Here is a 21,584-nt window from a genome sequence, read left to right as displayed (position 1 = left end):
GGCCGCGTCCGGCAAGCGGGGCGCGGCCAAGGATGTGGACGGCGGAAAGCCGGCGCCCCCGCCGTAAGGTGAATGGAACCGGACACGGGAACCGGCCCGGCCCGCAACCGGTTCCCCAGCCACGCCGGCCGAGCTTGTGCCGCCGGGCCTCACGACGCGACGGGAGTTCTCCGATGCCGAACGCCGCCCCCGAGATCCGGGCCTTCCTGTGCCGGAGCGACAATATCGGCGTGCTGATCCGCGACCCCGAGACCGGCGCCTGCGCCGCCATCGACGTGCCGGAGGCCGCCCCCGTGCTGGCCGCCCTCGACGCCGAGGGCTGGCGGCTCACCGACATCCTCGTCACCCACCGCCACGCCGACCATATCGAGGGCATCGCCGAGGTGGTGGAGCGCACCGGCGCCCGCGTCACCGCGCCGGTGAAGGCGGGCTCGGCCGTGCCGGGCGCCGCCCGCACCGTGAGCGAGGGCGACCGCGTGTCGGTCGGCGGGCTGGAGGCCGCGGTGTGGGAGACGCCGGGACACTGCGCCGACCACGTCACCTACCATTTCGCGGATGCCCGCGTGGTCTTCTCCGGCGACACCCTGTTCACGCTGGGCTGCGGCCGGGTGATGGAGGCCGATCCCGTCACGCTGTGGCGCTCGCTCGAACGCTTCCTGCCGCTGCCCGACGACACCAGGGTCTATAGCGGGCACGATTACGTGCTCTCGAACGCCCGCTTCGCGCTCGCCGCCGACCCCGACAACGCCGCGCTCAAGGCCCGCATGGCGGAAGCCGAGCGGTTGTCGCAGGAAGGCGGCTTCCTGATCCCCTCCACCATCGGCGACGAGAAGGCGACGAACCCGTTCCTGCGGGCCGGTGAGCCGGCTCTGGCGCGGGCGGTCGATCTGCCCGAGGGCAGCGACCCGGCCGCGGTGTTCACCGCGCTGCGGGCCTGGAAGAATCGGTTCTGAGCCGCAACGCCCTCTGCGCATTTGCCTCGACCTGTGCTCTGCCGGTCCTTGCCTTCGCCGCCGCCCCGTGGGAATCGGGGCGGGCGGTCCCGCATTGCAACACGGCCGCTCGTCCGCGTAGCCTTGCCGAGAGGCCGGTTCCCTTGCCAACCCTGTTCCGCTTCCTCGCCACGATCGCGATCCTCGCGGGGCTGGTCTTTGCCGGGATGTTCGCGCTCGCGACCTTCGTCCAGCCGACCCCGCGCGAGATGATCGTGAACATCCCGAACCAGAAGCTCCAGCCGGGCAACCGATGAGCGCGGCCGCGGACGCGGCGCGGGAAAATTTTTCGCAAGACTACCTCGACATGCTCGCCGCCGAGCGGGGGGCGGCGGCCAACACGCTCGCGGCCTACCGGCGCGATCTCGACGATTATCTCGGCTACCTGAGCCAGCAGGGGCTCGACCCGATCGAGATCGAGGCCGAGATCATCCGCGCCTACATCGCCGAACTGGAGCCGCGCGGGCTGAAGGCCTCGTCGGCGGCCCGCCGCCTGTCCTGCATCCGCGGCTTCCACCGCTTCCTCTACGCCGAAGGCTTCGCCGAGGGCGACCCGACCGCGCCGGTCGCCTCGCCGCGCCGGGCCAAGGGCCTGCCCAAGGTCCTGTCGGTGGCGGACGTCGATCGCCTGCTCGGCGTAGCCCGCGAACGAGCCGAGGCCGCCACCGACAACCGGGCGGAGGCGCGGGCGGCGACGCGGATGCTGTGCCTGCTCGAACTGCTCTACGCCACCGGCCTGCGCGTCTCCGAGCTGATCGCCCTGCCGCACTCGGCCGCCGCGAGCCGCGAGCGCTACCTCGTGGTCAAGGGCAAGGGCGGGCGCGAGCGGCTGGTGCCGCTGACCGAGCTGGCCCGCGCCGCGATGGCGGCCCACGCGGCGCTCCTGCCCCCGGACGGCCCCTGGCTGTTTCCCGCCGACAGCGAGAGCGGCCACCTCACGCGCCAAGCCTTCGCCCGCGACCTGAAGACGGTGGCGGGTGCGGCGGGCCTGCGGGCCGACCGGGTCAGCCCGCACGTGCTGCGCCACGCCTTCGCCAGCCACCTGCTGCAGAACGGCGCCGACCTGCGCATCGTGCAGGAGCTGCTCGGCCACGCCGACATCGCCACGACGCAGATCTACACCCACGTCCTCGACGAGCGGTTGAAGGGCATGGTGCGCGACCTGCACCCGCTCAACGACGAGCCGGAGCACGAAACCACAATTCAGCCGGGTAGAGTGCGTTGAAAATCGCGAGGATGTGGGCTGGATAAGAAACCTTCGGAACTGATAGGGTAACCAGGGGTCGAAGCGGCCCGCGCCGCCTCCGCAGCACCGATCAAGGGCAACGATGCGCCTCGATGTGCCGACCCTCTTCCTGACGACGGTCGCCGTCACCTTCATGGTGGGGGTGCTGTTCCTGTTGTCGTGGAGCCAGACCCGGCGGGAGCGGGCGCTCGCGATCTGGGGCATCGCCCACTTGGTCGGCAGCGGCGCCTCCTGCCTGCTGGGCCTGCGCGGCGCGATCCCCGATTGGGTCTCGATCGGCCTCGGCAATGCCGTGATGATCGGCGCCTACGGCCTGATCTGGAGCGGCGTGCGCGCGTTCGAGGGCCGCCGCACCTATCTCGGCTGGGCGGTCGCGGGCGGCCTCGTCTGGATCGCGGCCTGCCTCGTCCCGGCCTTCTACGCATCCGTGGCGGCCCGCATCATCCTCGCCTCCACGACCGCCGGCCTCTACTGCGCGCTGGGCGCGTGGACGATCTGGCAAGGCCGCAGCGAGCCGCTGATCTCGCGCTATCCGGCCCTCGTCCTGCTCGGCACCTACGCCGCGGTCTATTGGGTTCGCATCCCGCTCGCGATGCTGTTCCCGCCGCCGACCCTCGCGCCGCTCTCCGATTCGCCCTGGCTCGCCGTGCTCTGCTTCGTCGGGACGCTCTACTCGGTCGCCATCGCCTTCGTGCTGATGGCGCTGACCAAGGAACGGGCCGAGCGCGAGCAGCGGCAGGCCGCCGAGACCGACGCGCTCACCGGTATCGCCAACCGCCGCGCCTTCGTCGTCCGGGCCAAGGCCTGCCTCGCGGCCCGGCCCGCCGCCCTGCTCCTGCTCGACCTCGACCACTTCAAGGCGATCAACGACCGCTACGGCCACAGCATCGGCGACGCGGTGCTCACCGCCTTCTGCCACGCCGCCGCGCCGATGCTGCCGCGCAGCGCCGTGTTCGGGCGCCTCGGCGGCGAGGAATTCGCCTGCCTGCTGCCGGAGACCGGCCCCGGGCTCGCCGCCCGCTTCGCCGAGAGCGTGCGCGATTCCGTCAGCCGCATCGCGCATCCCGATTATCCCGACCTGCGCGTCGGCGTCAGCATCGGCATCGCCGTGGGCGAGGCCGGCAGCGATCTCGACGACCTGCTGCGCCGGGCCGACGGCGCGCTCTACGGGGCCAAGCACAACGGCCGCGATCAGGTGAAGGTCGAGGCGACGCCCGCCCCCAAGGCGGTACTGGCGGCCTGAAACGGCTTTCGACCCTCCACCGGAAACGATCAACATCGCCGCGCTTCTTCACGGCATCCTGATGAGGACGCGACCGACCCGCATGGTCGAGCCGTAAAGCCATGCTTATGATCGCCTCCGCAAAAAGGAGGGGATGGGGATGCGGGGGATGATGGCGAGGTGGGCCGGCCACGCGGCGGCCTGGCTCTCTCTCGGCGCGGTTCACGCCCAGCCGATCCCTGCCCAGACCGCCGCCGCCATCGAGGCGCCGTCCGCCGAGGCCCGGATCGAGGCCCTGCTCGCCCGGATGACCCTGGAGGAGAAGGCCGGCCAGCTCAACCTGATCTCGAACGAGCCGCTGAACGATCCCGGCGCGATCCGCCGCGGCGAGGTCGGGGCGGTGATCAACTTCAGCAATGCGTGGCTCGCCGCGGAAGCCGACGGCGCCGCCCGCGCCTCGCGGCTCGGCATCCCGCTCTTGGTCGGGCTCGACATCGTCCACGGCTACCGCACGATCTTCCCGCTGCCTTTGGCGCTGGCGGCGAGCTTCGATGCGAGCCTCGTGCGCCGGGCCGCCGCCGCGATGGCACGGGAATCCTTCGCCGCCGGCATCAACTGGACCTTCGCCCCGATGGCCGACGTGGCGCGGGATCTCCGCTGGGGCCGCGTGGTCGAGGGGCTGGGCGAAGACCCGTGGCTGACCGGGCGGCTCACCGCCGCGCAGGTCGAGGGGTTCCGCGACGGCGGGCTCGCCAGCACGCTCAAGCACTTCGCGGGCTACGGCGCCGTGCTCGGCGGGCGCGACTACGACGCGACCTATGTGGCGCCGACCGAACTCCACGACCTCCACCTGCCGCCCTTCCGCGCCGGCATCCGGGCGGGCGCGGATTCGGTGATGACGGCGCTCACTGCCCTCAACGGCGTGCCGACGACGGCGGATGCCGGGCTGATGACCGGCATCCTGCGCCGCCAACTGGGGTTCACCGGCCTCGTCGTCGCCGACTGGCAGGCGGTGGCGAGCCTCGTGAAGCACGGCGTCGCCCGCGACGGGGCGGAGGCGACCCGCAAGGCCATAACTGCCGGCGTCGACATGGACATGACGAGCGGGCTCTACGTCCGCCACCTGCCGGACGAGGTGCGGGCCGGCCGCATCCCGGAAGCCGCGGTCGACGCGGCGGTGCGGCGGGTGCTGCGGCTCAAGTTCGGGCTCGGCCTGTTCGAGCGGCCGCTGATCGACCCGGCCGGGGCGGAGAGCCGCCTGCTCCTGCCCGAGACGCGGCGCATCGCCCGCGAGGCCGCCCGCGCCAGCCTCGTCCTGCTCCAGAACCGCGAGGACGTGCTGCCGATCGACCCGAGCCGCGTGCGCCGCATCGCGCTCGTCGGCCCTTTCGCCGACGCCGCCTGGGATCAGGTCGGCCCGCACGAGGGCAACGGCCAGCCGCACGACGCGGTCACGATCCTCACCGGCCTGCGCGAGCGAGCGGCGGCGTCCGGCGTCGAGGTGGTCTTTTCCGAGGGCTGCCCGCGGGTCTGCACCGACCGCGCGGGCTTTGCCGCGGCGGTCGAGGCGGCCCGCGGGGCCGACCTCGTCGTGGCAGTGATGGGCGAGCCGCGCGACCGCTCGGGCGAGGGGTCTTCGACCGCCACTCTGAACTGGCCGGGGCTCCAGCACGATCTGCTCGCAGCGGTGGCGGATACCGGCAAGCCGGTGGCGCTAGTGGTGTTCGGCGGCCGCCCGACCGAGTTGGGCGCGGCCCCGGCGCAGGCGCACGCCATGCTGATGGCCTGGATTCCCGGCACCGAAGGCGGTCCGGCCATCGCCGAGACCCTGTTCGGCGACGTCAGTCCTTCAGGCAAGCTGCCGGTGTCGTGGCCGCGCACGGTCGGGCAGATGCCGCTGACCTACGACGCCCTGCCCGGCGGACGCCCGCACATCCCGAACAGCCGCTGGACCATGGGCTACGCCGACGCATCGCCGCTGCCGCTCTTCCCGTTCGGCCACGGCCTGTCCTACACCCGCTTCGCCTACGGCGAGCCGGAGGTGCTGACGCCCAGAGTGGGCGTCGGCGACCGCTACGAGGCGGTCCTGGAGGTGCGCGCGCCCGTCACCAACATCGGCCCGCGGCCGGGGCGGGCGGTGGCGCAGCTCTATCTCGGCCAGCCGGTGGCGACCCGCAGCCGCCCCAAGCGCCTGCTGAAGGGCGCGGTGCTCCTCGATCTCGCCTCCGGCGAGACCGGAACCGCGACCTTCCGCATCCCGGCGCGGGAGCTGGGCTACCACGAGCCGGACGGGACGCTGGTGGTCGAAGCGGGCGAGTACCGCGTCGGCGTCGGCGGCGATTCCGCCGGGCCGCGAATGGTCAGCTTCACCGTCGAGACCGGCTGGCGCGGCCCGCCCGGCGGGGATCAGGCACAGCGCTGACCGCTCACCCGAACGTCTTCCTCGGATCGAACGCGTCGCGCACCGCCTCGCCCGCGAACACCAGCAGACTCAGCATCGCCGCCACCACGAAGAAGCCGGTGAGTCCGAGCCAGGGGGCGTTGATGTTGTCCTTGCCCTGGGCCAGCAGCTCGCCGAGGGACGGCGAACCGGGGGGCAGGCCGAAGCCGAGGAAGTCGAGCGAGGTCAGGGTGGTGATCGAGCCGTTGAGGATGAACGGCAGGAAGGTCAGCGTCGCCACCATGGCGTTGGGCAGGAGGTGGCGCGTCATGATGCGGATGTTGGAGAGGCCGAGCGCACGAGCCGCCCGCACGTATTCGAAGTTTCTCGCCCGCAGGAATTCGGCACGCACGACGCCGACCAGAGCGGTCCAGGCGAACAGGGTGAGGATCGCCAGCAGCGTGAAGAAGCTCGGCACCAAAAAGGCCGACATGATGATGATGAGGTAGAGCGTCGGGATGGCAGACCAGATCTCGATCACGCGCTGGAAGATCAGGTCGGTCCAGCCGCCGAAATAGCCCTGCACCGCGCCCGCGATCACGCCGACCACCGAGGACAGGCCGGCGAGCACGAGGCCGAACAGCACCGAGATGCGGAAGCCGTAGATCACGCGGGCGAGCACGTCGCGCGAGGCGTTGTCGGTGCCGAGCCAGTGCTGTTCGATGTCGCGGCAGCCGAGTTCGCGCCCCTCGGCCTTGACGCCGGCTCGCTCGGCGACCGGGCGGCACTGTTCGTCCGTCAGCATCCAGGTCGGCGGGGAGGGCGACGGCGTCGGCAGATCGCTCATGAAGGTGTTGTAGGAATAGGGAATCGGCGGCCACAGCACCCAGCCGTTCGCCTCGATCTCCTGCCGCGTCTCAGGGGCGCGGTAATCGGTCTGGGCCAGGAAGCCGCCGAACTTTTCGTCGGGGTAATCGACGAGGACGGGAAACAGCCACTCGCCCTTGTACTGCATCACGATCGGGCGGTCGTTGGCGATGAATTCCGCAAACAGGCTCGTCACGAACAGCAGCGCGAACAGCAAAGCCGACCAAGTGCCGCGGCGGTTGGCGCGGAAGTTGGCCAGCCGCCGCCGGTTCAGCGGCGACAGGCCGCGGCGCGGCGCGGTCGGAAGCGGGAGCCTCTGCGGCGCGTTGCCCGGCGCGGTGACAGGCACCGCGTCAGACTCGGGTCGCAGGACTTCGTTCATCGGCTCACCCTTTCTGAAGGGCGGCCGATGCCCGGCTCAGTCGAGCCGGACGGCTTGGCCCTCGATCTCGCTCGGGCGCAAACCGCCCTTGCGCTCCAGATGGCGGCGCAGCAGGGCGACGTTGCGGCGGTTCGCCTTGAAGGCGGCGTCGAGCAGGTCGCCGGCCAGCGGCACCGTGCCGATGGCACCGTCCAACGCGACGTTCGCCATCATGCGCCAGACGAGCCAGCGCGGCGCGCCGAGCCGTCTCGCCTCGTAGACGATGTAGGACGCGATCGCCATGCCGGCGATGTCGCCGACGATCGGCACGAGGCCGATCACCGCGTCGAGGCCGACCCGGCGGTTGAGACCCGGCACGACGAAGGCCGAGTCCATCAGGTGGGCCAGTTGCTCCAGGCGCAGGAGGCTGGCCTCAGGGCTGGCGTCGGTGAGGCGGCGCATCTGCGCCGTGCCGGCGGTCTCGCGGAAGACGCCGTCGGGCTTGTGGAAGGCGCCGGTGGGCTCGCGGAAGGCCATGGGAGAGGTATCGACTCGCGTGGTCATGACGCAGGATGTGGCCTCGGCCATTCCGTTCGACAAGAACCGAACCGGCGCGATCGTTCAGACCGCGTGCGGCATCCCCGCAAGCCGCTCCAGCGCCGCATCCAGCGTCGCGTCGGTCTTGGCGAAGCACAGGCGCACGAGGTTGCGCACGGCGCCCTCGGCGTAGAAGGCGCTGATCGGGATCGCGGCGACGCCGTGCTCGCGCACCATCCGCTCGCAGAAGGCCCGGTCGCCCTCCGGGCCGTCGCCGATGTCGATCGAGAGGAAGTAGGTGCCCGCGCTCGGCAGCGCGGTGAAGCCGAGCCGCGTCAGCCCCGCGGCCAGCCGATCACGGGAGCGACTGAACCCGGCGCGCATGGCCTCGAAGTAGGCGTCGTCCTTGGCCAGCCCGTAGGCCACCCCCTCCTGGAGGTTCGGCGGCGTCGTGAAGGTGAGGAACTGGTGTGCCCGCGACAGGCCACGCATCAGCGGCTCGGGGGCCATCACGAAGCCGATCTTCCAGCCGGTGAGCGAAAAGATCTTGCCCGCCGAGCCGATCTTCACCGTGCGCTCGCGCATCCCCGGCAGCCGCATCAGCGGGACGTGGCGGCGACCGTCGAACACGAGGTGCTCCCAAACCTCGTCGCAGACCGCGACCGCGTCGAAGCGGCAGCAGAATTTTGCCAGCAGCGCGAGGTCGGACTCCGAGAAGACCGTCGCGCTCGGGTTGAGCGGGTTGTTGAGGACGACGACGCGGGTACGCTCGGTGAACGCCTCCGCCAGAGCGGCTTCATCCAGTCCGAAATGCGGGGGCTTGAGGGTGACGAAGCGTGGCACGCCGCCGGCCTGGCGCACCAGCGGCAGGTAGGCGTCGTACATCGGCTCGAACAGCACGACCTCGTCGCCCGGCCGCACCAGGGCGAGCAAAGCCCCGGCCAGCGCCTCGGTGGCGCCCGAGGTCACCATCACCTCGCGCTCGGGGTCGAGGTCGAGCCCCTGATGGTGCCGGTAATGCGCCGCGATCGCGCTGCGCAGCGAGGGCAGGCCCATCATCGACGGGTACTGGTTGCTGACCGTGTCGAGCGCCTTCGCGGCGGCGGCGCGCACGTCGTCCGGCCCCTGGCCATCGGGAAAGCCCTGGCCGAGATTGATCGCGCCGAGCGTCCGGGCGAGCCCCGACATCGTCTCGAAGACGGTCTCGGGCAGGTCGGCGAAGACGGGGTTGAAGCGCGGGATCATGCCCTGCGTCTTGGCAGAATCGGGCGGCGCCTCCAAGCGGGACGCGCCCAAGCACAGTTGTGGTCCGACGACTTGCACGCGCTGGATCGAGTTGTTTCGAAAACAAGGGTCGGCCCGGTAAAATCTTGAGGTGGTCCGGCATCCGGCAGTTGGTCGCGTGCGTTCACGCACACGACCTAGTCCAGTCGGCGTCAAAACCAGCCGGAAGCGCCAATTCGAGGACTGACGAATGTTGACGATCGTCAGCCGTGAAGTCATGTTGGGTCCACGGTCGGACCGGCCGCCGCACCCGAGGAACTTCGCCCCCTCGTTTCTTGGGTGTGGCCGGCCGGTCCGGTCGCTTGAAGAGGCCGCCGCTCGACACGGCGGCCTTTTTCGTGCCCGCTTCCCAGAGGATCCGAATTGTTTCCCGGGGACGGACCCATGCGCCCTGTCATCTGCCTGCTGCTCGCCCTCGGCGCCGGTCTCGCGGGCCTGTCGCTGCGGGTGCTCGTGCCCGTGACGCCAGTGGACGACGGCTTCCGGGAGGTGGTGCGACTCTATCCCCCCAAGGACAAGGCGCCGGCCAGCAACATGCCGGAAACGTCGGCGCCCTAGAGACACCGCATTGCCCACCTTAGGGTGGACGGTCTCGTTGCCGTAAAATCCCGGGGGATGCGGCATCCGGGGGGATGCGGCAACCCGTTGCTGCGGTCCGCAAGGAGATCGCCGCTATGTTGTATCGGGCAGCCAAGTCCGCGTGATCATGGCCGCGCGATAAAAAAGAACCCCGCTCGCCGACGAGTCTTGAGGATGAACGAGAGTTCGCCGATCCGCACGGACACGGCCCGCCAGTACCGGGAAGCCCCGGACCGGGAGGCGCCCACGGCTGCCCCGGTGCGCAAGCGCCGTCGCTTTGGCCGCTGGATGCTCGTGCTCCTGGCGCTCGGCGGCGCGGGCGCCGTCGCCCACCGCAGCTACGAGGCCCGCAAGCAGCCCGCCGAGCAGCAGGCGGCGGGCAACCCCGCCGCGCCCGGTCGTCCGGGTCGCCCGGCGGACATGAAGCAGGCGGTCGGCGTGGCGCCGATCGTGACCGGCGACATGCCGGTTGTGCTCCAGGGCCTCGGCACGGTGACGCCGCTCGCGACCGTGACCGTGCGCTCGCAGATCAGCGGCTACCTCACCAAGATCGGCTACCGCGAGGGCCAGACCGTGAAGGAGGGCGACTTCCTCGCCCAGATCGACCCGCGCCCCTACGAGGCCCTACTCGCCCAGTACCAGGGCCAGCTCGCCCGCGATCAGGCGCTGCTGCAGAACTCGAAGCTCGACCTCCAGCGCTACCAGACGCTGAACCGGCAGGATTCGATTTCGAAGCAGAACGTCGACACCCAAGCCGCCCTGGTGAAGCAGAACGAGGGCACGGTCGCGGCCGACCAGGCGCTGGTCGATCAGCAGCGCCTCAACCTCACCTATGCCCGCCTCGTCTCGCCGGTGGAGGGCCGGGTCGGCCTGCGGCAGGTCGATCTCGGCAACTACGTCACCGCCGGCTCGACCAACATCGTGGTCGTGACCCAGCTCCACCCGATCTCGGTGGTGTTCACCCTGCCCGAGGACGACGTGGCCCGCGTGATGCGCCGCCTGCGCCAGGGCGCCAAGCTGACGGTGCGGGCCTACGACCGCGGCGACCAGCACGAGATCGCGACGGGGAAGCTCGACACGGTCGACAACCAGATCGACGTGACCACCGGCACGGTAAAGCTGCGCGCCCTGTTCGACAATGCCGACGACGAGCTGTTTCCCAACCAGTTCGTCAATGCCCGGCTCACGGTTGAAACCATCGAGAACGCGCCGCTGGTGCCCAACGCCGCGATCCTGCGCGGCACGCCCGGCACCTACGTCTACCTGATGGACGGCGACGAGAAGGTCACGGTCCGCAAGATCCAGACCGGCGAGACCGACGGCACCCGCACCGTCGTCACCGCCGGGCTCGCCCCCGGCGACCGGGTCGTCACCGACGGCACCGACCGCCTGCGCGAGGGCGCGCCGGTGCGCGTCGTCGGCCATACGGCCGGGCAGGGCGCCGCGCCGGCCTCGGGCGCGCCGGGCGGGACCGCGGGTTCGGCGGCGCCGGGGGCTCCGGCGACGCCTGCGGCGGACACCGCCCCAAGCGCGACCGGCGCGAAAGACGGCGCCGGCGAGCACCGGGGCCGCAGGCGGCCGCAGCAGTGAGCGCGACTCTAGAGAGGCTCCCCGCTCTCCCCGCACGCGGGGAGAGGGTCGCGACGACCACGGAACTCGGGTTTACCCGAGTTCCGCTCCCAAGCGCCCAAGTCGGGCAGGCCCGACTTGGGATGTCGGCGCGACGAGCGGTAGCGCGGGTGAGGGGGCTTGTCGGAATGAGACACCTGCGGGGCCGCCCCCTCACCGTCGCCTGCCGGCTTGCTCTGCCGACGACGAGGTCGGCAGAGCCCTCTCCCCGCGTGCGGGGAGAGGGGATGCGCGCGAAGGTCTGCGTTCCGAAATCGATCGCTGACCTTCGGCAGGGAAGTCGGAGCGGACCATGAACCCCTCCCGCCTCTTCATCCTGCGCCCGGTCGCCACCACGCTGATGATGCTGGCGATCCTGATCGTCGGCGCGGTGTCCTACCTGAACCTGCCGGTCTCGGCGCTGCCCGCCGTCGATTACCCGACGATCCAGGTGCAGACGTTCTATCCCGGCGCCAGCCCCGAGGTGATGACCTCGGCGGTGACCGCGCCGCTGGAGCGGCAGTTCGGCCAGATGGCCAACCTCAACCAGATGTCCTCGCAGAGTTCGGCGGGGGCGTCGGTCGTCACGCTCCAGTTCAACCTCGACATCCCGCTCGACATCGCCGAGCAGTCGGTCCAGGCGGCGATCAACGCGGCGGGCAACCTGCTGCCGTCCGACCTCCCGGCGCCGCCGATCTACGCCAAGGTCAACCCGGCCGACGCACCGGTGCTGACGCTGGCGCTGACCTCCGCGACGATCCCACTGACGCAAGTTCGGGATCTGGCGGAAACGCGATTGGCCCAAAAAATCAGTCAGGTGGCGGGCGTCGGCCTCGTCAGCATGGGCGGCGGGCAGCGGCCGGCGGTGCGGGTACGGTTCAACGCGCGGGCGCTCGCGGCCTACGGCCTCAACATCGACGACCTACGCACAACAATAGCCAACCTCAACGTCAACACGCCCAAGGGCAACATCGACGGGCCGACCCAGTCCTACGCCATCAACGCCAACGATCAGGTCCGCGACCCGTCGGTCTACGCCAACTCGATCATCGCCTACCGCAACGGCGCCCCGGTCCACCTCACCGATGTCGCCGACGTGGTCGATGCGCCCGAAAACACGCGGCTGGGCGCCTGGGCCGACCGCACGCCCGCGGTCATCCTCAACATCCAGCGCCAGCCCGGCGCCAACGTCATCGACACGGTCGACCGCATCAAGCGGCTGCTGCCGCAGCTCCAGGCGACGATGCCGGCCGCCGTCGCGGTCGCGGTGCTGACCGACCGCACGGTGACGATCCGCGCCTCGGTCCACGACGTGCAGTTCGAGCTGATGCTCGCCATCGGCCTCGTCGTGATGGTCATCTTCCTGTTCCTGCGCAGCTTTTCCGCGACGCTGATCCCGAGCCTCTCCGTCCCTCTGTCGCTGATCGGGGCACTGGCCGCGATGGACCTTTGGGGCTTCTCGCTCGACAACCTCTCGCTGATGGCGCTGACCATCGCCACCGGCTTCGTCGTGGACGACGCCATCGTGGTCATCGAGAACATCGCCCGCCACGTCGAGGAGGGCGACGACCCGTTCGAGGCGGCGCTCAAGGGTTCGCGCGAGATCGGCTTCACCATCATCTCGCTCACCGTCTCGCTGATCGCGGTGCTGATCCCGCTCCTGTTCATGGCCGACGTGGTGGGCCGGCTGTTTCGCGAGTTCGCCATCACGCTGTCCGCCACCATCGTGATCTCGGCCGTCGTCTCGTTGACGCTCGTGCCGATGATGTGCGCGCGCCTGCTCAAGCCCGTCGCCCACGGCGCCGACGGCCCGGTCGCCCGCCGCGAAGGCTTTTTGGCCCGCTTCGGCCGGCGGCTGAACGACGGCGTCATCGCCGCCTACGGCCGGGCGCTGCGGGTGGTGCTGGCCCATCAGGGGCTGACGCTGCTGGTCACCCTCGGCACCGTGGCGCTCACCGCCTACCTGCTCGTCGTCATCCCCAAGGGCTTCTTCCCGGTGCAGGACACCGGGGTGATCCAGGGCATCTCCCAGGCCGACCAGAGCGTGTCCTACGAGGCCATGGCCGAGCGCCAGCAGGCTTTGGCCGACGTGGTGCTCCAAGACCCGGACGTGGCGAGCCTGTCCTCGTTCATCGGCGTCGATGGCCAGAACGTCACGCTCAATTCCGGCCGCTTCCTCATCAACCTGAAGCCGAAGGAGCAGCGGGCCTCCGACGCCAGCGCCATCATCCGCCGCCTCACCCTCGCCACCGCCAACGTGCCGGGCGTGCGGCTCTACATGCAGCCGGTGCAGGATCTGACGATCGACACCGCGGTCTCGGCGACGCAATATCAGGTCATCCTCGAGAGCCCGAACCTCTCTGATTTCGAGACCTGGGTGCCGCGCTACGTCGAGGCGCTGCGGCGCTCACCGCTCCTCGCCGACGTCACCAGCGACTACCAGGGCAACGGGTTGGCGGCCTACGTCACCATCGACCGGCCGACGGCGGGCCGCTACGGCATCACGCCCGCGACCATCGACAACGTGCTCTACGACGCCTTCGGCCAGCGCATCGTCTCGACCATCTTCACCCAGTCGAACCAGTACCGCGTCATTCTGGAAGCCGACCCCGCGCTTCACACCTCGCTCGAGTCGCTGAACACCCTCTACCTGCCGTCCTCGACCGCACCCTCGGGCCAGGTGCCGCTCTCGGCGGTGGCGAAGGTGGAGGAGCGGCGCGCGCCGCTGCTGATCGGCCATCTCGGCCAGTTCCCGGCGACCACCGTCTCGTTCAACCTCGCGCCGGGCGTGGCGCTGGGGCAGGCGGTGGAAGCACTGGAGACGGCGAAACAGGAGATCAAGCTGCCGGCGAGCTTCAACGTGGTGCCGCAGGGCTCGGTCTTCGCCTTCGAGACCGCGCTCTCGAACGAACTTTTTCTCGTCTGCGCCGCGATCGTCACCGTCTACATCGTGCTCGGCGTGCTCTACGAAAGCTTCATCCACCCCATCACCATCCTCTCGACCCTGCCGTCCGCTGGCATCGGCGCGCTGCTCGGGCTGATGTGGTTCGGGCTCTCCCTCGACATCATTGCCATCATCGGCATCGTGCTCCTCATCGGCATCGTGAAGAAGAACGCGATCATGATGATCGACTTCGCGCTCCAGGCCGAGCGCGAGGAGGGCAAGGCGCCCCGCGACGCGATCTACGAGGCCTGCCTGCTGCGCTTCCGCCCGATCCTGATGACGACGCTCGCCGCCCTGTTCGCGGCGGTGCCGATGATTCTGGGAAGCGGCGTCGGCTCCGAGCTGCGCCAGCCGCTCGGCATCGTCATCGCCGGCGGGCTGATCGTCAGTCAGGTGCTGACGCTGTTCACGACGCCGGTGATCTATCTGGCGTTCGACCGGCTGGAGCGGCGGATCACCGGACGGCGCGAAGGCGGACACCGCCTGGCGCCGGGCGAGGCGGCGCCGTGAGACGGATCGCGCAACCGATGCCGCGCATCCCCTCTCCCCGCACGCGGGGAGAGGGCTCCGGCGACCTTGTCGTCGTCGGAGCGAGGCGGCAGCCGAAGGTGAGGGGGCTTCGACGGAGGAGCCTCTACCGGAAGCGCCCCCTCACCGCCGCTTCGGCTGCGCCTGCGCTTCCCACAGGCACAACAAGGTGCCTGTGGGCCTCTCCCCGCGTGCGGGGAGAGGGGGGAGCCATCGGCTCGCGCACGCTCCGCCCGGCACCGTCGCTCCCCTCTCCCGACTCCCTTTGGGGGCCACCCTCCCTCGCAGAGGGGGGAGGGCTTGGCGGGTCGCCATGAACCTCTCCGAACCGTTCATCCGCCGCCCGGTGGCGACCACGCTGCTGACCGTCGGCTTGCTGCTCGCGGGCCTGTTCGCCTATGTCCGGCTGCCCGTCGCGCCGCTGCCGCAGGTCGATTTCCCCGTCATCCTCGTCCAGGCGCAGATGGCCGGCGCCTCACCTGAGACCATGGCGACAACCGTGGCCGCGCCGCTGGAGCGGCGGCTCGGCGTCATCGCCGACGTCAACGAGATGACCTCGACGAGTTCGCAAGGTACGGTGCGGATCATCCTGCTGTTCGGCCTCAACCGCGACATCGACGGGGCCGCCCGCGACGTGCAGGCGGCGATCAACGCGGCACGCGCCGACCTGCCGACCTCGCTGCGCACCAACCCGACCTACCGCAAGTTCAACCCGGCCGACGCGCCGATCCTGATCCTGGGGCTCACCTCCGACACGCTGACGCCGGGCCAGCTCTACGATTCGGCCGCCACCGTCGTGCAGCAGCGCATGAGCCAGATCGAGGGGGTCGGCAACGTCGATATCGGCGGTTCCTCGCTGCCGGCCGTCAGGGTCGAGCTCGATCCGACCGCCCTGTTCCACTACGGCATCGGCCTGGAGGGCATCCGCGCGGGGCTCGCCTCCGCCAACGCTAATTCGCCGAAAGGCGACATCGTCGCGGGAGAGCGCCGCTACCAACTCTACGCCAACGACCAGGGCCGGCAGGCGTCGGATTACCGCGACATCGTCGTGGCCTATCGCAACGGCGCCGCGGTGCGGCTGTCCGATGTCGGCGAGGTGGTCGATTCGGTCGAGGACAAGCGCAATCTCGGCCTCGTCGACGGCAAGCCGGGCGTGATCCTGTTCATCTACAAGCAGCCCGGCTCGAACGTCGTCGACACGGTGGAGCGGGTGCGCGCGGCGATCCCGCAGGTGAAGGCGGCGCTGCCGGGCGACATCGACCTGAACATCTCCGGCGACCGCAGCCTGACCATCCGCGCCTCGCTCGCCACGACGGAAGAGACGCTGATCATCGCGATCCTGCTCGTGGTGTTCGTGACCTTCGTGTTCCTGCGCTCGTGGCGGGCGGTGCTGATCCCGGCGGTCGCCGTGCCGATCTCCATCGTCGGCACCTTCGCGGCGATGTGGATGCTCGACTACTCCCTCGACATCCTCTCGCTGATGGCGCTCATCATCGCCACCGGCTTCGTCGTGGACGACGCCATCGTCGTGCTGGAGAACATCCAGCGCCACATCGAGATGGGCAAGCCGCGGGTCGAGGCGGCGCTCGTCGGCGCCCGCGAGGTCGGCTTCACCGTCGTGTCGATGAGCCTGTCGCTCATCGCCGTGTTCCTGCCGATCCTGCTGATGGGCGGCATCGTCGGGCGGCTGTTTCAGGAATTCGCCGTCACCCTGTCGATGGCGATCCTCGTCTCGCTGGTGCTGTCGCTCACCACCACGCCGATGATGTGCGCGCTGCTGCTGCGGCCGGAAGCGGAAGCGCACAAGGGCAAGCGCCCGAACCTTCTCATACGCATTCTGGAAGGCGGGTTCGACGCGCTGCTGCGCGGCTACGAGCGCACGCTCCGCATCGCGCTGCATCACCGCCGCATCACCGCGCTCAGCGTGTTCGCGGCGATCGGGCTGACCGTCTACGGCTACGTCATCGTGCCCAAGGGCTTCTTCCCCGATCAGGACACCGGCCAGCTCATGGGCGGCATCCAGGCCGACCAGCGCATCTCGTTCCAGGCGATGAAGCAGAAGCTCGAACAGGCGAGCGCCATCGTCCAGGCCGATCCGGCGGTGGAGAGCATCGTCGGATTCACAGGCGGGCGCGGCACCAACTCGGCCAACGTGTTCGTCGGCCTCAAGCCGCTGGGCACGCGCGAGCCGATCGAGAAGGTGATGGCGCGGCTGCGCCCCAAACTCGCCCAGGTGCCGGGCGCCCGGCTCTACCTGTTTCCGCGCCAGGACCTGAAGATGGGCGGGCGCCAGAGCTTCGCCCAGTTCCAGTACACGCTGCAGGGCGACACCGCGGCCGAACTCTACGCCGCCGCGCCGCAACTCCTCCAGGCGCTCCAGAAGCGCACCGACGTGTTCGCCGACGTGACCTCCGATCAACAGGAGGGCGGGCTGGAAAGCCGCCTCGTCATCGACAGGCCGACCGCCTTCCGCTACGGCATCACCCCCGACCAGATCGACAACACCCTCTACGACGCCTTCGGCCAGCGTCAGGTCTCGACGATCTACAACCCCCTCAACCAGTACCACGTGGTGATGGAGATCGCGCCGCGATACCAGCAGAATCCGGAGGTCTTGAAGACGATCTACGTCTCGACCACCGGGGGCAAGGCACGCGGCTCGGCCACGACCAACGCGGTCGCCGGCACCGTCGCAGGCCCGACCACGCAGGACGCCGCGAACGTCCAGGCCTCCACCACATCCGGCTCGACCCCGGATGCGACCAGCGTCGCGGCGGATTCCGCCCGCAACGCCGCGGGCAACGCCATCGCGGCGAGCAAGGGTGGTGCCTCGTCGAGCGCGCCGGTGTCGAGCGCCAAGGAGACGATGGTGCCGCTCTCGGCCTTCGCCCGGTTCGAGACCGGCAGCGCGCCGGTGCAGGTCGCCCACCAGGGCCTGTTCGTGGCGACCACGATCTCGTTCAACCTCGTGCCGGGCAAGAGCCTGGGCGACGCCACCGCCGTCATCGACAAGACGATGGCGGAGCTGCAACTGCCGCAGACGATCCACGGCGAGTTCGCGGGCACGGCCAAGAGCTTCCAGGAATCCTCATCCCGCCAGCCGCTGCTGATCCTGGCGGCGCTGCTCGCCGTCTACGCGGTGCTCGGTATCCTGTACGAGAGCTACGTCCACCCGCTGACGATCCTCTCGACGCTGCCGTCCGCCGGCATCGGTGCCATCGTCGCGCTGCTGACGACGGGGACCGAATTCACCATCATCGCGCTGATCGCGGTCTTCCTGCTCATCGGCATCGTCAAGAAGAACGCGATCCTGATGATCGACTTCGCCCTCGACGCCGAGCGCACCCGCGGCCTGCCGCCGGGCGAGGCGATCTTCGAGGCCTGCGTCCTGCGGTTCCGCCCGATCATGATGACGACGATGGCCGCCTTGCTCGGCGCCGCGCCGCTCATCATCGCGGGCGGCGAGGGGGCGGAGCTGCGCCGCCCGCTCGGCATCGCCATCGTCGGCGGCCTGATCGTCAGCCAGATCCTGACCCTCTACACGACCCCGGTCGTCTATCTGTATCTCGACCGTCTCCGGCTCTGGGCGAAGCGCCGCCGCCGGGGCGGGACGGCGGCGATGCCGGCCGAGTGATGGATTTTTGGAACGTGACCGGCAACGCGCAAAAAAACCCTCCCCCCTCTGCGGGGGAGGGTGCCTGCGGAGCAGGCGGGAGAGGGGGCGACGCTTCCGGCACCGTCGCTCCCCTCACCCGACCCGCTTCGCGGGCCACCCTCTCCCGCAGAGGGGAGAGGGTTTTTGCGCGCGCGCGTTTTCTGGGCGTCATCGCCCTCGGTCTCAGCACCTCCGGCTGCCTCGTCGGCCCCGACTACACCCGCCCGTCCGTCGAAACCCCGCTCGGCTTCAAGCAAGGCGGGATGCGCGAGGACAGCATCGCCACCATCCAATCCAAGAAAGGCTGGCGCGTCGCCCGCCCAAGCGACGCGTCCGAGCGCGGCGACTGGTGGCGGGTGTTCAACGACCCCACCCTCGACCGCCTCATCCGCGCGATCGACGTCGACAACCAGAACCTGCGCGCCCAGGTCGCCCTCTACGACCAGTCCCGCGCCCTCGTCGCGCAGGCGCGCGCCGCTTTGTTCCCGACGGTGATCGGCGCGCCGAGCATCACCCGCTCGCGCACGCTCGGCACCGAGCGCACCACCGTCTCGCTCCAGGCGCAGGCTGCTTGGGAGCTGGACCTGTTCGGCGGCATCCGTCGCCAGATCGAGAGCGATGTGGCCGCCGCCCAAGCCTCGGCCGCCGACCTCGCCCTGGTGCGCCTCAGCCTGCAGGCGGAGCTCGCCACCTCCTACCTGCAGATGCGCTACTACGATGCGCTGAAGCGCGTGCTCCAGGAGAACGTCGAGGGCTTCAAGAAGAGCCTCGCCATCGCCGAGAACCAGTACAACGCGGGCGTGGCGGCCCGCTCCGACGTCATCACGGCGCAGACGCAAGTTCAGACCACGCAGGCGAGCCTGATCGCGGTCGATCTCCAGCGCGCCACCTTCGAGCACGCGGTAGCGATCCTGACCGGGCGCCCGCCCTCGGAGCTGAATCTGCCGTTCGCGCCGCTGCCGGTGCGCCCGCCCGGCGTGCCGGTCGGCATCCCCTCCGACCTGCTGGAGCGGCGGCCCGACATCGCCCAGGCCGAGCGGCTGGTGCAGTCGCAGAGCGAGCAGATCGGCGTCGCGGTCTCGGCCTTCTATCCGACCGTGACGCTCTCGGCGTCCGGCGGCTTCTCGGGGCTCGCCAGCAACGGCGTGTTCTCGGCGGCCAACCGCGTCTGGGCGATCTCGGCGGCCGGCGAGCAGGTGTTCTTCGACGGCGGCGCGCGGGCCGCCGTGCTGCAATCGACCCGCGCGGCCTACGAGGCCGCGGTGGCGAGCTACCGCCAGACGGTGCTCACGGCCTTCGGCGAGATCGAGAATGGCCTCGCCGGCGTGCGCATCCTCGCCCAGCAGCAGGCCAAGCAGGACGAGGCGGTGGCTTCCGCCCGCCGCGCCGTCGAGATCACGCTGAACGAGTACCGGGCCGGCACGCAGAACTTCACCACCGTGGTGACCGCCCAGGCGCTCCAGATCAACAACGAGATCACCGCGCTGCAGATCCGGCTCAACCGCTTCACCACGGCGGTGTCCCTGATCCGCGCGCTCGGCGGCGGCTGGGACGCCCGCTCCCTGCCGACCGGCGAGGAGCTGAAGGGCCCGCGCCTGCCGATCGACCGGGGCCAAGCCGTGCGCACCGAGGAGTAGCGGGGGAAGCGGGGCAGCAATGCCGGAACACGGCCCCGCGGGGGCTGTTGTCGAGGCATTTCCTACCGGAGCCGCCCCATGGCCGACGCAACTGACAAAGAAAAACCCGTCAGCCCCCCGGCACCGCCCTGCACCCTGGTGATCTTCGGCGCGGGCGGCGACCTGACCAAGCGCCTGCTGATGCCAGCGCTCTACAACCTCGCGGGCGGCAGCCTGCTGGACCCGAACTTCTCGGTCCTCGGCGTCGATCACAACCCGCTCACCGACGAGGGCTGGCGCCAGGACCTCACCGACACGATGGCGTCGTTCACAGGGGACCCGTCCGCCGAGTTCCACCCCGACAGGATCGACGAAAAGACCTGGGGCTTCGTGCGCGACCGCCTGCACGTGATGCAAGGCGATTTTGCCGATGACGCGACCTACCGGGCGCTCGCTGAGCGCGTCACCGGCAACGTGGTGTTCTACCTCGCGGTCGCCGCCCGCTTCTTCGGCCCGGTGGTCCAGGGGCTCGGCAAGGCCGGCCTGCTGAAACAGGCGGACGGCGCCTTCCGCCGCGTCGTCATCGAAAAGCCGTTCGGCTCCGACCTCGAATCGGCGAAAGCCCTGAACGCAAAAATTCTGGCGCAGGGCGACGAGAGCCAGTTCTACCGAATCGACCACTTTCTCGGGAAGGAGACCGTCCAGAGCATCATGGCGATCCGCTTCGCCAACGGCATGCTGGAGCCGGTCTGGCGGCGCGAGCATGTCAGCCACGTCGAGATCACCGCGTCCGAGACCATCGGCGTCGAGGCGAGAGGCGGCTTCTACGAGCCGACCGGCGCCTTGCGCGACATGGTGCCGAACCACCTGTTCCAGCTCCTCGCCGTGGTGGCGATGGAGCCGCCGAACTCCTTCGCGGCGGAAGCCGTGCGCGACGAGAAAGCCAAGCTCGTCGAGGCGGTGCGCCCGATCCGGCCCGAGGACGCGGTGCGCGGCCAGTACGGGGCGGGCCGGGTCGATGGCCGCGACGTGCAGGCCTATCGCGACGAGCCGGACGTGGCGAAGGACTCGCGCACCGAAACCTACGTCGCCCTCAAGCTCGGAATCGAGAACTGGCGCTGGGCCGGCGTGCCGTTCTACCTGCGCACCGGCAAGCGGATGGCCCGGCACCACACCGAGATCGCGGTGCATTTCCGGCCCCCGCCCTTCCGGATGTTCGCCGACACGCCCGTGAAGGATCTGGCCCCCAACGTCATGCGCCTGCGCATCAGCCCCGATCCCGGTGCCGTCAGCACCCTGAACGTGAAGCGGCCGGGGCCACAGATGCACATCGCCCCGGTCGAGAACGGCTTTCGCTACAGCGACTTCTTCGCGACTTCGCCGACGGTCGGCTACGAGACCCTGATCTACGACTGCATGATGGGCGACACGACGCTGTTCCAGCGGGCCGACAACATCGAGGCGGGCTGGGCCGCGGTCGAGCCGCTGCTGAAGGCGTGGAAGGACGCGCCGGTCGCTTCCTACGCCGCCGGAAGCGCCGGCCCGAAGGAGGCCGACGCGTTGCTCGCCCGCGACGGGCATGAGTGGTTGACGCTGTAGGCGTTTTTCCGACCGACGCATCCCACCCACCCCCCTCATCCTGAGGTGCAGAGCGAAGCGGAGCCTCGAAGGAGGGCTCCGGGGATCGCTGAGCGAGCTGGAGCCCTCCTTCGAGGCCGCTTCGCGGCACCTCAGGATGAGGGGGTTGGGTGGGAAACAGGTGGCG

General features: G+C 70.0%; 14 protein-coding genes and 1 pseudogene. 12 read left to right on the top strand and 3 right to left on the bottom strand.

Annotated elements, in window-relative coordinates:
- Positions 1-173 precede the first annotated feature (173 nt).
- The 5 genes from gloB (at position 174) to ASG52_RS01710 (ending at position 5,882) form a co-directional block, all read left to right on the top strand.
- A complete protein-coding gene (gene gloB / locus ASG52_RS01730; RefSeq protein WP_056238140.1) occupies positions 174-953 on the top strand; it encodes a hydroxyacylglutathione hydrolase in 780 nt (259 codons plus the stop codon).
- A 143-nt stretch (positions 954-1,096) separates the two neighbouring features.
- Positions 1,097-1,249, top strand: a complete 153-nt coding sequence (locus ASG52_RS01725; RefSeq protein WP_056238137.1) for a hypothetical protein — start codon at positions 1,097-1,099, stop codon at positions 1,247-1,249.
- The gene (locus ASG52_RS01720) at positions 1,246-2,217 is read left to right on the top strand and encodes a site-specific tyrosine recombinase XerD (RefSeq protein WP_056238135.1); all 972 of its coding nucleotides are present in this window, start codon (positions 1,246-1,248) and stop codon (positions 2,215-2,217) included. Before ASG52_RS01725 ends, ASG52_RS01720 begins: the two co-directional genes overlap by 4 nt.
- Before the next feature lie 103 nt (positions 2,218-2,320).
- Positions 2,321-3,481 carry a GGDEF domain-containing protein gene (locus tag ASG52_RS01715; RefSeq protein ID WP_056238133.1) on the top strand — a complete coding sequence of 387 codons (1,161 nt, stop codon included), beginning with the start codon at positions 2,321-2,323 and terminating at the stop codon, positions 3,479-3,481.
- Positions 3,482-3,629: 148 nt separating this feature from the next.
- A complete protein-coding gene (locus tag ASG52_RS01710) occupies positions 3,630-5,882 on the top strand; it encodes a glycoside hydrolase family 3 N-terminal domain-containing protein (protein ID WP_156383748.1) in 2,253 nt (750 codons plus the stop codon).
- 4 nt (positions 5,883-5,886) lie between these two features.
- Here ASG52_RS01710 and ASG52_RS01705 read toward each other — a convergent pair whose 3' ends face one another.
- The 3 genes from ASG52_RS01705 to ASG52_RS01695 form a co-directional block, all read right to left on the bottom strand.
- Positions 5,887-7,089 carry an ABC transporter permease gene (locus ASG52_RS01705; protein ID WP_056238128.1) on the bottom strand — a complete coding sequence of 401 codons (1,203 nt, stop codon included), beginning with the start codon at positions 7,087-7,089 and terminating at the stop codon, positions 5,887-5,889.
- 36 nt (positions 7,090-7,125) lie between these two features.
- A complete protein-coding gene (locus ASG52_RS01700) occupies positions 7,126-7,530 on the bottom strand; it encodes a DUF4112 domain-containing protein (protein WP_056238394.1) in 405 nt (134 codons plus the stop codon).
- Between the two features lie 159 nt (positions 7,531-7,689).
- On the bottom strand, positions 7,690-8,850 hold the full coding sequence (locus tag ASG52_RS01695) for an aminotransferase (protein ID WP_056238392.1): 1,161 nt from the start codon (positions 8,848-8,850) through the stop codon (positions 7,690-7,692).
- A 423-nt stretch (positions 8,851-9,273) separates the two neighbouring features.
- Between ASG52_RS01695 and ASG52_RS27760 the strand changes: the two genes are divergently transcribed.
- The 7 genes and pseudogenes from ASG52_RS27760 (at position 9,274) to zwf (ending at position 21,418) form a co-directional block, all read left to right on the top strand.
- The gene (locus ASG52_RS27760) at positions 9,274-9,447 is read left to right on the top strand and encodes a hypothetical protein (RefSeq protein WP_200945550.1); all 174 of its coding nucleotides are present in this window, start codon (positions 9,274-9,276) and stop codon (positions 9,445-9,447) included.
- Between the two features lie 195 nt (positions 9,448-9,642).
- The gene (locus ASG52_RS01690) at positions 9,643-11,058 is read left to right on the top strand and encodes an MdtA/MuxA family multidrug efflux RND transporter periplasmic adaptor subunit (protein WP_056238127.1); all 1,416 of its coding nucleotides are present in this window, start codon (positions 9,643-9,645) and stop codon (positions 11,056-11,058) included.
- A gap of 25 nt (positions 11,059-11,083) precedes the next feature.
- A pseudogene (locus ASG52_RS28730) lies at positions 11,084-11,329 on the top strand (hypothetical protein); the annotation flags it as partial.
- Between the two features lie 60 nt (positions 11,330-11,389).
- Positions 11,390-14,530: an MdtB/MuxB family multidrug efflux RND transporter permease subunit gene (locus ASG52_RS01685; protein WP_056238122.1), complete on the top strand. Its 3,141-nt coding sequence runs from the start codon at positions 11,390-11,392 to the stop codon at positions 14,528-14,530.
- 331 nt (positions 14,531-14,861) lie between these two features.
- Positions 14,862-18,182, top strand: coding sequence for an efflux RND transporter permease subunit (locus tag ASG52_RS01680; RefSeq protein WP_056238119.1), 3,321 nt, complete (start codon positions 14,862-14,864; stop codon positions 18,180-18,182).
- 182 nt (positions 18,183-18,364) lie between these two features.
- Positions 18,365-19,840 (top strand): efflux transporter outer membrane subunit, encoded by a 1,476-nt coding sequence (locus tag ASG52_RS01675; RefSeq protein WP_056238389.1) that lies wholly within the window; start codon positions 18,365-18,367, stop codon positions 19,838-19,840.
- Positions 19,841-19,918: 78 nt separating this feature from the next.
- A complete protein-coding gene (zwf, locus tag ASG52_RS01670; protein WP_056238114.1) occupies positions 19,919-21,418 on the top strand; it encodes a glucose-6-phosphate dehydrogenase in 1,500 nt (499 codons plus the stop codon).
- Positions 21,419-21,584: the final 166 nt, after the last annotated feature.

The organism is Methylobacterium sp. Leaf456, from assembly GCF_001425465.1.
GTDB lineage: Bacteria > Pseudomonadota > Alphaproteobacteria > Rhizobiales > Beijerinckiaceae > Methylobacterium.
The sequence above is the reverse complement of the archived record's forward strand: the minus strand, read 5'-3'. Positions and strand labels throughout refer to the sequence as shown.